Origin of the sequence: uncultured Desulfosarcina sp. (genome assembly GCF_963664155.2) — a bacterium.
Classification (GTDB): domain Bacteria; phylum Desulfobacterota; class Desulfobacteria; order Desulfobacterales; family Desulfosarcinaceae; genus Desulfosarcina.
The window spans coordinates 2,917,110-2,929,254 of sequence record NZ_CAXXXH010000001.1; the positions used below are offsets into that span (position 1 = coordinate 2,917,110).

General features: G+C 56.3%; 15 protein-coding genes. 3 read left to right on the forward strand and 12 right to left on the reverse strand.

The features are described 5' to 3' along the window. Positions 1 to 35: 35 nt before the first annotated feature. The 6 genes from ald to ACHZBS_RS13390 form a co-directional block, all read right to left on the reverse strand. Positions 36 to 1,154 (reverse strand): alanine dehydrogenase, encoded by a 1,119-nt coding sequence (gene ald / locus ACHZBS_RS13365; protein ID WP_319407009.1) that lies wholly within the window; start codon positions 1,152 to 1,154, stop codon positions 36 to 38. 461 nt (positions 1,155 to 1,615) lie between these two features. Then, a complete protein-coding gene (locus ACHZBS_RS13370; RefSeq protein WP_319407010.1) occupies positions 1,616 to 2,557 on the reverse strand; it encodes an NAD-dependent epimerase/dehydratase family protein in 942 nt (313 codons plus the stop codon). Between the two features lie 100 nt (positions 2,558 to 2,657). Next, a complete protein-coding gene (locus ACHZBS_RS13375) occupies positions 2,658 to 3,221 on the reverse strand; it encodes an SDR family NAD(P)-dependent oxidoreductase (RefSeq protein WP_319407011.1) in 564 nt (187 codons plus the stop codon). Then, positions 3,173 to 3,346 carry an SDR family NAD(P)-dependent oxidoreductase gene (locus ACHZBS_RS13380; RefSeq protein WP_319407012.1) on the reverse strand — a complete coding sequence of 58 codons (174 nt, stop codon included), beginning with the start codon at positions 3,344 to 3,346 and terminating at the stop codon, positions 3,173 to 3,175. Before ACHZBS_RS13380 ends, ACHZBS_RS13375 begins: the two co-directional genes overlap by 49 nt. Before the next feature lies 1 nt (position 3,347). Beyond that, positions 3,348 to 3,998: a thiolase family protein gene (locus tag ACHZBS_RS13385; RefSeq protein ID WP_319407013.1), complete on the reverse strand. Its 651-nt coding sequence runs from the start codon at positions 3,996 to 3,998 to the stop codon at positions 3,348 to 3,350. Further along, complete coding sequence (locus ACHZBS_RS13390) at positions 3,989 to 4,342, reverse strand: substrate-binding domain-containing protein (protein ID WP_324292406.1); 354 nt, start codon at positions 4,340 to 4,342, stop codon at positions 3,989 to 3,991. Before ACHZBS_RS13390 ends, ACHZBS_RS13385 begins: the two co-directional genes overlap by 10 nt. 133 nt (positions 4,343 to 4,475) lie before the next feature. Between ACHZBS_RS13390 and ACHZBS_RS13395 the strand changes: the two genes are divergently transcribed. Beyond that, positions 4,476 to 5,600, forward strand: coding sequence for a DUF362 domain-containing protein (locus tag ACHZBS_RS13395; protein ID WP_319407015.1), 1,125 nt, complete (start codon positions 4,476 to 4,478; stop codon positions 5,598 to 5,600). A gap of 157 nt (positions 5,601 to 5,757) precedes the next feature. Then, a complete protein-coding gene (locus ACHZBS_RS13400; protein WP_319407016.1) occupies positions 5,758 to 6,084 on the forward strand; it encodes a DUF6122 family protein in 327 nt (108 codons plus the stop codon). Positions 6,085 to 6,142: 58 nt separating this feature from the next. Here the strand turns inward: ACHZBS_RS13400 and ACHZBS_RS13405 are convergent, their stop codons facing one another. From ACHZBS_RS13405 to ACHZBS_RS13425, 5 genes are all read right to left on the reverse strand, one after another. Then, entirely contained in the window at positions 6,143 to 6,631 is a 489-nt protein-coding gene (locus ACHZBS_RS13405; RefSeq protein WP_319407017.1) for a cyclic nucleotide-binding domain-containing protein, read from the reverse strand. A 172-nt stretch (positions 6,632 to 6,803) separates the two neighbouring features. Continuing rightward, the gene (locus tag ACHZBS_RS13410) at positions 6,804 to 7,874 is read right to left on the reverse strand and encodes an AI-2E family transporter (RefSeq protein WP_319407018.1); all 1,071 of its coding nucleotides are present in this window, start codon (positions 7,872 to 7,874) and stop codon (positions 6,804 to 6,806) included. A gap of 66 nt (positions 7,875 to 7,940) precedes the next feature. After that, complete coding sequence (locus tag ACHZBS_RS13415; protein WP_319407019.1) at positions 7,941 to 8,528, reverse strand: acyloxyacyl hydrolase; 588 nt, start codon at positions 8,526 to 8,528, stop codon at positions 7,941 to 7,943. Then, positions 8,525 to 9,502 carry a thioredoxin-disulfide reductase gene (gene trxB / locus ACHZBS_RS13420; RefSeq protein WP_319407020.1) on the reverse strand — a complete coding sequence of 326 codons (978 nt, stop codon included), beginning with the start codon at positions 9,500 to 9,502 and terminating at the stop codon, positions 8,525 to 8,527. The genes ACHZBS_RS13415 and trxB overlap by 4 nt, the downstream gene beginning before the upstream one ends. 2 nt (positions 9,503 to 9,504) lie before the next feature. Continuing rightward, positions 9,505 to 10,965 (reverse strand): 30S ribosomal protein S1, encoded by a 1,461-nt coding sequence (locus ACHZBS_RS13425; protein ID WP_319407021.1) that lies wholly within the window; start codon positions 10,963 to 10,965, stop codon positions 9,505 to 9,507. Positions 10,966 to 11,288: 323 nt separating this feature from the next. Between ACHZBS_RS13425 and ACHZBS_RS13430 the strand changes: the two genes are divergently transcribed. Continuing rightward, on the forward strand, positions 11,289 to 11,738 hold the full coding sequence (locus ACHZBS_RS13430) for an Hsp20/alpha crystallin family protein (RefSeq protein ID WP_319407022.1): 450 nt from the start codon (positions 11,289 to 11,291) through the stop codon (positions 11,736 to 11,738). A gap of 5 nt (positions 11,739 to 11,743) precedes the next feature. On the opposite strand, the gene ACHZBS_RS13435 is transcribed toward ACHZBS_RS13430, so the two are convergent. Next, on the reverse strand, positions 11,744 to 12,067 hold the full coding sequence (locus ACHZBS_RS13435) for a hypothetical protein (protein ID WP_319407023.1): 324 nt from the start codon (positions 12,065 to 12,067) through the stop codon (positions 11,744 to 11,746). Positions 12,068 to 12,145: the final 78 nt, after the last annotated feature.

The following is a 12,145-nucleotide window of genomic DNA, read 5'->3' on the forward strand; positions in this document are numbered from 1 at the left end:
CGTTCGAATCAAAAAAAATAACGCCGTGATGTCGCTTAATCGTTGATCAGCGACTCCACGGGCGCATATTCCAGTGCGAAGGCCTCGGCGACGGCCTGGTAGGTCACCTTGCCGTCGATCACGTTGGCCCCCCGCTTGATCTCTTCGTTTTCCTGCATGGCTTTTTTCCAGCCCTTGTTGGCGATCTGCAGCGCATAGGGCAAGGTGGCGTTGGTCAGCGCCAGGGTCGACGTCTTGGCCACCGCACCGGGCATGTTGGCCACGCAGTAGTGCACCACTCCGTCCACCACGTAGGTGGGCTTGCCGTGGGTGGTGGCTTTGGAGGTCTCGAAACATCCCCCCTGGTCGATGGCCACGTCCACCAGCACCGAGCCCTTCTTCATGGTCCCCAGCATGTCCCGGGTCACCAACCGCGGCGCCCTGGCCCCGGGGATCAACACGGCGCCCACCACCACGTCGGCCTCTTTGACCAGCTTGCGGATCGTTGCCGGGCTGGACATCAAGGTAAAGCAGTTGGCCGGCATCACATCGCTCAGGTAGCGCAGCCGGTCCAGGTTCATGTCCAGCAGGTACACCTTGGCCCCCAAGCCGCAGGCCATTTTGGCCGCGTTGACGCCCACTACCCCTCCGCCGATCACCACCACCGTCCCCGGGTCTACCCCTGGGACGCCGCCCAGCAGCACCCCATGTCCGCCCTGGGCCATCTCCAAATACTTGGCTCCCTGCTGGATGGCCATGCGTCCGGCTACTTCGCTCATGGGCGTCAGCAGCGGCAGGCTGCCGTCGGCCTTCTGGATCGTTTCGTAGGCAATGCTCACCGACCGGCTCTTGATCAGGGCTCGGGTCTGGGTCTCGTCGGCGGCCAGGTGCAGGTAGGTGAAGACGATCTGCCCTTCCCGGATCAAATCATACTCCGGCGGCAAGGGTTCTTTCACATGCATGACCATGTCGGCCGCCGCGAAGATCTCTTTGGGGGCATCGATTATCTTCGCCCCTGCCTTGGCGTAGGATTCGTCCGCAAAGCCGCTGCCGGCACCGGCGTTTTTCTCCACCAGCACCGTGTGGCCGCTGTGGATCATCACTTCGACACCCGCTGGGGTCATGCACACGCGGTTCTCTTCCGTCTTGATCTCTTTTAAAATGCCGACGATCATGGTTCCTCCTTATCAGGTTCAAAGAATTGAGTGGCGATGGAATAATAACTATGGAAAAAAGTAATTTGGTTCCACGCAAAATGTTTGCCAAAAGAATACGGTGGACCAAGGATCTGGGTGAAAATTAAAGGATAGATTAAACTCAGAACCGCAAACTACAAAATTAATTTTTTATTTAAACAGGTTAGGGTTATTTTAAAATCGGCTGATCCCTGTTGCCAATCGCGGGGAGCGGGTATTAAAAAGGTGAGCGATGTTTATTCAGTGGAAATATAAATTGCCAATAATTTGATTAAATCACGGTTAACTTATTTGTATATTGTCGTTTATTAAAAAATGGCAAATAATATTGCCAGTGGACATTTTTCATTCCATGGGAGGCGCTAGGGTTGGATCACCGGAAGAATTTTTTTCAGGTGCCGCTTCGGAATTTGTGGATCTGTCGCCGGTATTGGATGCAATCAACGCCCGGCAAACCGGGCGAAATCCTCAAAGGCCGTGCGGCTGTCGAATTCATAAGAAAATCCGGTTTTTTCGATAAACCATTTCGGGGACACCACCCACAAATAGCGAAATAACCCCAAAGCGGCACTGGGAAACCGGGTGAAAAAATGCAGCCGCAGGGCCCAGGCGATCCGATTCAACGGATAGAGGAACCGGCTGGGCACCCATACCGGACGATTGCCCATCAGGCGGACCATATCGGCCACGGTGATGGTTCCTGCTCCGGCAATGTTGAACGTCCCCGATATATCGTTTTTCAGGCAGTGCAGGATGGCCCGCATCAGATCCGTTTCATGGACCAACTGGAGGGGAGAAGTCTCTTTGGGAAGCACCACCAGACATTTTTTCAGGTGGTTGGAGAGCGGGTTGTCCATTGTGGGTCCCACGACGAAGCAGGGCCCCAGCACGCTGACCGCAATGTCCGGATGCCTTTTGGCAAACGGTGCGATGATGGCTTTGATCTCCCGCTTGTTCTTGGCATAGGTAAAATCTTTATTTCCCCGCAGCGAATCGGTTTCGGTCAGGGGTACGGGGTTATCCGGATGAAACCCATAGGCGGTGGCGGAACTGGTGACCAGCAGGCGCCGGACGGCGGCCCGGGCGGACGATTCCAGGACATTGCGGGTACCCTCCACATTGATGCTCTCCATCAGGTCGGTATCGTGAAGGGGCGGCAGGACATAGGCGGCGTGGACCACCGTGTCGACGCCGTGCCGTGTCATCAGATCGGTCATCGGTTGACGTACGTCGTGTTCGAAGAACTTTATTTTTTCAGGAGCGGCAGCCGGTCTGCGGATGTCGATACCCAACACGGTTTCGATGGTTTCATCGGCACAGAGCGCCCCGGCAAGAGTGCTTCCGATATACCCGGAAACCCCGGTGATAAGCACATTTTTCATTCACCGTCCCCTATCGTTGCGGCTTTGGAAAACGCCAGCATCTTGACCAGCGGCCGCTGGAAAAACGGAAAAGCCAGGGTTGAAAAGCGCAGCAGACGCATCATCTAGCCCACCTGCCAGTGGCGCCACCGGCCGTGGGCGGCCCGCCAGACCACCCCGGCCACCTGCCGGGGGTGATGTGTACACCCAGCCGCGACACGCTGGCCGCTGCTACCGGCGAGGAGGTGATCATGGGGGTGCGCACGTAGAGTGCCATGACATCACACACGTGGATGCCCAGGGGCTCGAACTCGATGTTGAGCGCGTCAGTCAGGGCGCCCACGGCCGCCTTTTTGGCGGAATATACAGCCAGTTCCGGGGTTCCATAAAGGGCCGACGCCGAAGATATGTTGATGATGGTTGCGCCGGGGGTGGCCTTCAACAGATCGAAACAGGCATCGATACCGTTGAGGATCCCGATGAGATTGACGTCCACCGTTCGTTTTTTCAGTTCCAGAGAGATGGTCTCGTGGTGGCCCATGTAAAGCACGCCGGCATTGTTGAATAGTACATCAAGTTGTCCGCCTGTCCAGCGGGCCAGATGGTCGGCAGCCGCCCGGACACTGTCCGGCCGGGTCACATCCACGATTCGAAAGCAGCCGTTTTCAGGCCGATCCGGTTCCACAATTCCTCCAGGGCCGGTTCGTTTACATCAAAAAGCCCCACGAACCAGCCCTTTTCGGCGAAGACCAGGGCGGTTTCCCGGCCGATGCCCGACGCGGCACCGGTGATGGAAATGCTCTTTTTCACGCTACCCCTTTTCCAGAATATGGATGCACATGGCCGTCTCTTCGACTCCGATGTTACCGCCGCCGTTTTCCGCCAAACCCAATCGGGCTCCGTCTACCTGGCGGTTGCCGGCGTCGCCCCGAAGCTGGATGCCGATCTCATAGATCTGGGCCAGCCCCGAGGCCCCGATGGGATGGCCGCGGCACTCCAGCCCGCCGCTGGTATTCACCGGCTGCTTGCCCCCCAGTCTGGTGGCGCCGGTTTCCGCCCAGGGCCCCCCTTCGCCCATAGGACAGAACCCCATGGCCTCGGTTTGGTGCAGTTCTCCGTATGCCGTGGCGTCGTGAAGCTCGGCCAGGCTGATGTCGGCAGGCCCGACGCCGGCCATCTCATAGGCCTGCTTGGCCAGTCGTTCGCCAATGTCCTGCCCATCCAGGTCGCGGTCCGTGCCTGTTCCCAGCACCGAAGCACGAATTTTCAAGGGGCGGGCATTGGACAGTTTTTTCAGATAGGCTTCGGAGCAGACGATGGCATTGGCAACCACCAGATCGAGGATGCCCAATCCGAAAAAACCGATTTCGATAATGGCTGGCAATACGCCATGGAGCTTTTTGCGGCTCACCGTTTCTCGGGAGACCATTTCCCGGCACATGGGCGTCTGGGTTAGCCGCAACCTCCTGGTTCCCGGGATTTAAAGGCGTCGAACCGAAGATCCGTGGTGCCGCTCAGGCGCTTTTCGCCTTCCACGATGACGGTCTGGCGAGGGCTGGCCGAGGTCAATGAACTGGCGCATCCGGCAGCCAGCAGGGCCAGGCGCTGAAAATTTTCAAAGGCTGCCGTATCTTTTCCCGGCACGATCACCGTTATGGGCATGTCCGTTCCACAGATCGGTTTCCAGTTTTCAACTTCGCCGTTGAATATTTGGCGCACCTGATCGCTGGTGAGTGAGCTGGCCGGGCTAAGATCTTGACAATGTCTGGAGGGGCCGGTAGATGTAGGCGTCTGTTGCCTTTGCACCGGCCGAAATGCCCATCAGCCATTTGAAAAACGATTGTGCCGGGTTAATCCGCGTTAACCCCTTCCGCTCCGTATGCGAATTGCAGGCAAAAGCGATCGGCTTGACTTTTAATCGTTACCCATGGAGGACGCCATGACCAGCCCAGTCTATTTCATCGATATGCGGGCCACCATCAAAGAGAATTTTATCGTAAAAATCGGACGGCTCATGGAAACTGCCGGTATATCGACAGTTCTCGAAAAGCGCGATCTGACTGCGGTCAAAATCCATTTTGGAGAGATGGGCAATGCGGCGTTCATCCGCCCGGTGTACATCCGCAAGGTGGTGGAAATGGTCAAGCAGGCCGGTGGAACGCCTTTTCTCACCGATGCCAATACCCTATACGCCGGAACCCGCAGCGACGCTCCCCATCACCTGACCACTGCCATCGCCAACGGATTCGCCTACGCCGTGGTTGAAGCGCCGCTGATAATCGCCGACGGCCTGCGGGGCAAAAATGAAACGAGGATTACGATCAATCAGAAACGCTTCGAGTCGGTGTACATCGGTACGGATATTGTGGAAGCCGATGCCCTGGTCTCCGTGGCTCATTTCAAAGGCCACGAATTGGCCGGCTTCGGCGGCACCATCAAGAACCTGGGTATGGGCTGTGCTTCCCGAAAAGGCAAGCTGGCCCAGCACTCGGGCTTGTCTCCCAAAATCTCGGCCGAACAATGCATCGGCTGCGGCGAGTGCCAGGAACACTGCTCCCAGCATGCCATCTCAATGACGGGGGAGGCGGACCCAAAGGCTCAGATCGACACTGAGGCCTGCATCGGCTGCGGCGAGTGTATCCTTATCTGCCCCAACGAAGCCATTGCTGTCCAATGGAGCCAGTCCATCCCGGTCTTCCTGGAAAACATGGTGGAATATACCCTGGGGGTTCTTAAGGGGAAGGAGAACAAAGCCCTTTTTATCAATTTCATCACTGATGTATCCCCCGCATGCGACTGCTACCCGTCCAACGATGCCCCCATTGTGAAAAATATCGGCGTCGTGGCGTCCACCGACCCTGTAGCCATCGACCAGGCCTCGGTGGATCTGGTGAATGCGGAACCGGCCCTGGCCGGCACCCGGCTGTCCACGAACACCGCTGCCGGTGAAGACAAGTTCAAGGGCATCTATCCCAAGGTGGACTGGGAGATTCAGCTGGACTACGCTGAACGACTGGGCCTGGGTACGCGGGCGTATGAGCTGGTAAAATTGACGGATTCGTAAAAACCCCGAGATCTGCGTTACGCTTCACCCTTCGTCACTGCGGCGTACGCTCAGTACGCCTCACTCCTCAGGATTCGCAAGCCTTGATCTCGGGGTTTTTACGAATCCGTCGGGGCGTGAATATTTTCGAGTTCATCAAGATAGTAGAAAGACAACCATGCTGCGCACCGCTGTTCACATGGCCCTGCACGTTGTGGTGCCGGCCGTCGTTGCCCGACTGGCATTCCCCGATCGCTGGAAAGGGGCCTGGATCGTAATGGTCTCCACCATGGCTGTTGATCTGGACCATCTGGTGGCCACACCGGTCTTTGATCCCAACCGCTGCAGTATCGGCTTTCATCCCTTGCACACCTGGCCTGCCATGGTGGTGGTTCTGGGGCTGACCGCTGTCCCCAAAACCCGTCTGGTGGGATTGGGCCTGGCCATTCACATGGCTCTGGATGGACTCGATTGCCTGTGGATGGGGTGGGCTGGAGGGGTGTGAACAGGAGCAACCGAAAGAGGATGACAACCGAGGCATTGAATTTTTTTTACCCGTGGTGTTACCAGATCTTGATGCTCCGGCCCTTCAACTCCAAGAGTTCTTCCGTGGTAACTCTGAGCCGGTTGGCCAACACCCCTGAAAAGACACGATAGATTACGTATCCGAATGCCAGTTTGTCCGTTCCGGTCAGTTGTTCGATGTAGTAGATGTCCGTGGCCAGGCAGACCGTTTCCCCGACGGCTACAGCCGAAGCGCTGCGGGGGGCACACTCGATTGCCCCCATTTCACCGAAAACATCGCCCCTGCGCTGAAGCAGGGCCACCGGCTTGTTATCCTTCATCAACCGGACTTTTCCATAGACCAGAAAATAGAGCCATGTATCGGAACTGCCCTGCTCGAGAATAGTTTCGCCCGGGTTGTACTTTCTGATTTTGCTCATGGACATTAGATGGTGGAGTTCTTCGTCCTGAAAGGGTTCGAAGATTTCGAATTTCTTGATGTCGTTCAGGACTCTCTGGTTTCCTTTTAAGAAATCGGTCTCCTGCATGGCGCTCCCCTTTGGCCCGGCCGTCCTGCGATACCTATGAAACGGCGGATCCTGTTAAAAAGACAGATGGGTTTTTCTAATCATAGTATACGTGCGCCTGGAGGCAAGACGTTTTTTCAGTTTGCCGGCTAAACAGGCAAAAGAAAAATAAACGTCAGGGTCAGGGCAGCCGCTATGGATTGTCAGGCCGTTGTTCCACCCTCATGAACCAAGCTTTGATGACGGCGTTGGCCAGAGTGGCCAGGGGAATGGCGAAGAAAAGCCCCCAGAGCCCCCACAATCCGCCGAAAAGGAGTACAGCCACGACAATGGCCACCGGGTGAAGGTTCACCACCCCGGAGAGCAGCAGCGGCGCTAGTAGATTGCCGTCCAGTATCTGGATGACCGCATAGGCGACCATGGCCGAGGCAAATTCGCTGCTCCACCCCCACTGGACGTAAGCAGCCAGCGCCATGACAAATCCCATGACGGTCACGCCGATATAGGGAATGATGACGGACAGCCCGACGAAAAGGGAGATCAATAGGGAAAACTGCAGTCCCAGAGCCTTGAACACGGCATAGCTGACCCCCCAGATAATCAACAGTTCCCATCCTTTACCCCTGATGTAGTTGGTCACCTGGATGTTGGCCTCCTGCCACACGGACTCGGTAAGGTCCATGTTGTCGGGAAGAAAACGCCGGCTCCAGCCCAGGATCTTCTCCTTGTCTTTCAACAGAAAGAAGACCATGAAAGGTACCAGCACCAGATATACCACCAGGTGAAGCAGCCCCACGACCGAGGCCAATGACAGGGTCAGGACCCGTTTGCCCAGGGTGGATATGCCAGCGTTGAGAAAATCGATGATCTGCCTGACCTGGACTTCGGAGATCACTTCCGGGTAGCTGGTGGGCAGTTGAAGCAGGCGGTATTGAACCGTGGTCAACATGCCTGGCAGTTGCTGGACCAGCTGGCTGATCTGCTTGACGGTCAGGGGGATCAGCCACAGGATGATGACGATCATGCCGACCATAAAAAACGTAAAGACAATGGATACGGCGGCCAGGCGGGGAATACGGGAACGGTGAAGCAAGCCGATCATGCCCTCGAGCAGATAGGCGATGATGATGCTGATAAAGACAGGCGTCAGTAGACTGCCCAGAAAATAGACCATGCCCGCGCCGGCCAGCAGCATGACGCCGAGAATCACCCGCTGGGGATCGGAAAAATGCCGTTCTTTCCACGTTCTGAACAGCTCAAACATGGGTCGATGATCCTGTTTCCTTTTTAAAAAAAACCGTCCGGTGGCTTACATTGTCCATCCACTCCGTTAGAAACGGTATCCGTATACCAACCCCAGGGTATCCATGCCTTCGTTGGGCGATGCCAGATAGGCATTGGACATGTGGTCGAAAACAAGGATTATCCGGTGACGCCGGTTGAGGGCATAGCCGATTTCGATGGGGATCCTGAACAGCACCCGCGATCCCAGTGATTTCCGGTCGGCCGAATCCGTATCCAGCCTGCCATCGTGCAGGGCCAGACCTAAACCCGTCGAAAAAAAGAATGCCGACGCCGGTTCCCACTGAAGCAGAAAGCCTCCATATACCTTGCTGGTATCGTTACGGGTGTTAAGACTGGCTCCCACGTTGGGGTATGCCGCGGCGGAAAGCAGGTGAAACAGCGGCCGGCTGAAGATTACCTCCGCGCATAGGTCAGGCCCCTTCTCCCTGGATTCTCCGCTCCACAGCCCGTCAACATCGTGGGCCGCCAGCCCGACACGGAACGCTCTGACGGGACCGGCCGGTGAAGATGGGTCAACGGCGTATCCGGCATGGGCCATCGTCAAAACAAGTGCCAGTGTCCAAAATCCTGAACGAAGGAGGGACCACCGGTGGGCCGTATCCGGAACTATCATTCAGGGGCTTCCGGAGGAAGCTCACAGGTGTCCGCCCGCATCGGTTTTTTTGCCTCCACAAAATGAGCGGCGGCCAGGGCGGCCGTGCAGCCGTCGGCTGCCGAGAGGACGATCTGACGGGCGAATTTTTCCCGCAGATCCCCGATTACGAAGATACCGGGAGAATTGGTCTCACACTTTTCGTCGGTCATCACCATGCCATCGGCGTTCATCCGGGTGCCGGCGGGAACCAGCTCGTTATTGGGGTTGAAGCCGATGAAGATGAACACCCCGTCCACTTCCAGTTCCCGGGTGCCCGCCGTGATGGTGTCTTTCAGGCCCACGCGGTTCACGCCACCGCTGCCGGCCCTGATATCCGTGACCACGGTGTTCCAGAGCACCTCGATGTTGCAGTCATCGAAAATTCGCTGCTGGAGGATTTTGCTGGCCCGCAATTCATCCCGGCGATGGGCGATGTATACTTTCTTGCATAACTTGGCCAGATAAAGGGCCTCTTCTGCGGCACTGTCGCCCCCGCCGATGACCACCACGGTTTTTCCCCTGAAAAAAAATCCGTCACAGGTGGCACAGTAGGAAACGCCTTTGCCATAAAATTCCCGTTCTCCAGGTACATCAAGCTTTTTGGGGCTGCCACCGGTGGCCAGTATCACCGCATGGGCTTTCAGCGATTCGCCATTGGCCAGCTTCACCGTATGGTAGTTCAACCCCGGGTCCAGCGCCGTCACTTCCTGAGAGATCATTTCCAAGTCATAGGACTGGGCGTGCTGGGTGAACTTCATGGAAAGCTCGGCCCCGCTGATGTGGATGAAGCCTGGGTAATTCTCCACCTCGTCACTCATGGTTACCTGGCCACCGGTGACACCCTTTTCTACTATTACCGTTTTCATTGCCGCGCGCATGGCATATATGGCGGCGGACAACCCGCCGGGACCGCCGCCGATGATTATAAGGTCATAAAAATTGCAATGTGCCATCGTCAACCTCCCTTTTTCTTTTGAGACAGGGCTTTCTTCAGTTGGTCTCCAAGTGAACCCAGTGTGTCAGCGGTGCCGCCGGCAAATTCCTGCCATCCCTGGTCATCGGCGGCATCACCGGTGCCTAAAGAGATTTTCCGTTCCCTGGCATTGACTCCGTCGATGGTCACGGTGATGGCGGCCCCTGGCTTGAGGGCATCAATCTGGGCCGCTTTTTCAGAGGCGGCCATCTTGGATTTGGGAAGCAGGCCGTTGATGCCCGGTGCCAGGTTGACGAAGATACCGAAGCCCTCCTTTTTTTCCACCCGCCCCTGTACGGTTTTACCCGGCTTGAATTTCTCTTCGATGTCCGCCCAGGGATCGCCTTCGGCATCCTTGATGCTCAGTGAAATTCGTTTGCGGTCAAGGTTGAACTCCTTGACCATCACCATGATCTCGTCACCGGGAACGACTACCTCTTCCGGGCGCATCACCCGGCGCGTATAGCTCATTTCGCTGATGTGAACCAGCCCCTCGATGCCTGGAAAAAGCTCGACGAAAGCACCGAAGTTGGCGCATCGGGTCACCTTGCCCATCAATTTATCACCTACGCGGACCCGGTTGGTGGCATCGACCCAGGGATCACCCATGGCCTGCTTGACGGAAAGAGCGATCTTTTTGGTTCCCGGCTTGTCGCCGTCTTTGATGCTCAGGACTTTTACCTGGAGTCGATCCCCCACCTTGACGGCCTGTTCGGGGGTGTCCAGCCGGGACCAGCTCAGCTCACTGATATGCACCAGCCCTTCCACCCCGGGCGCCAGGGCCACAAAGGCACCGAAGGGCATGATGCGGACCACCGTCCCCTCGAAGACTGCATCCGCGTTCACCCGTTCCATGAACGCGTTGCGGCTCGCTTCCATCTCCTTTTGAAGAATCTCACGCCGCGAGATGACAATGTTGCGGCCTCGTTCTTCGAACCGCTTGATAACAAAGGGAAATGTTTGCCCTACGTAGACTTCCGGATCTTCCACATAGGTCAGGTCCATCTGGCTGATGGGACAGAAGGCACGCTGCTTGATCACCTCCACCTGGAACCCGCCTTTGATGGCGGCCACCACCTTTCCCTCCACCGGAATACGCTGCTCCCAGGCATCCCTGAGCATATTCACTCCGCCCATACCGGAAATAGCCTTGGACAGGCGGATTTCACTTTCGTCGGCAGAGACGACGTAGAGGTCCAGTTCGTCTCCTTCAACCAGCTGCAGCTGGCCATCCTCATCCAGCAATTCGGACTTTTCCACCACACCATCCGCTTTGGTACCCGTGTCCACAAACACGCTGCTGGTGCCGATGGAGATGATTCTTCCCCGGATCTTGTCGCCCACCTGGAGATTGTCATTCATGCCGGCGCTATACGATTCAAACAGGTCGGCAAAGCTCTCTTCCCCTTCAGGGGGGGGCTCATTTTCAAAATCGTCGTTCATGGTTGTTCTCCCGGTCGATTAAAAGGTGCGGCAACTTCACCAGAAAATGATGCCTTTTGCAAGCCAATTGTCGGTTTCGGGCCAATTGAACCTCCCCGCGGCAAGCCGCGGGAAATCTTTACCGTAAGGATAAAAAAATCGATTTTCAGTTCGCTCGCCAACCCCGCGGCAAGCGGCGGGGGATGCGCTCGCTGTCGCGGTTCATGGATCGCGGGCCAGTGCTTGTTTCACCGGCAGGGGCACCGGCTTGAAAAAGCCGCGGCCGGGGTTGACAACGATCCGGAGATGGATAAGCTTAGTCCAACCCATAAGGAGGACATGCCATGGCTATGATCAAGTGGGATCCGCTGGGAAACATTGCCACCCTGCAGGACCGCATCAACAAACTCTTCGATGACTCGTTTCCCCATCAGGCGCATGACAACGAAGAGGTTCCCCTGTGTGCCTGGACGCCTAGTGTAGACATCTATGAGACCGACAGAGGCGTCATCCTTGCCGCCGATCTGCCCGGCGTAAACAAGGAAGATGTGGTGGTGGAGGTCAAGGACAACGTGATGACCATCAGCGGCGAGCGATCCGCCGACCCTGACCTCCAGGCGACAAACTATTATCGCCGGGAACGCATCTGCGGAAAATTCCACCGATCCTTTACCCTTCATGCGATGGTTTTGCCGGAACAGATCAAGGCAAAATTCAAAAATGGCGTGTTGACGGTGGAAATTCCCAAACCCGAGGAGGATAAACCCAGACAGATCTCCGTGGAAATTGACTGATCCCGTCAGCCGTTGTTGAGGTGTTTGTCGAAATTGGAGATGTGGTAGAAAAGCATATCCCTGAAGGTGCTCAAAAAATCATCTTTTTCCAAATCGGCCCGGTCTACCTGCTTTTCGATGCGGGCAAGCCTGGCTTTGAGTTGAATGTGCTCTTCGAGATGGTCGGGAGTCATATTCAGGCCGTCTTCCCTGCATATCTTTTCCTCGCTGTCCAGATGATTGGCAAGGGCCGAAATCAAGATCCGGGCCGTAGGCATCCATTCATTTTCTTGGTTCCGGCACAGATAAATCATACAGTCGATATTGGCATGTTCGCTGTCAATTCTCACACTCCCGGTCGAAAAGTAAGAATAATACATCAGCGGCCCGATTGGTTGAAGACGGTTGTATTGACGCATAGAAGCGGT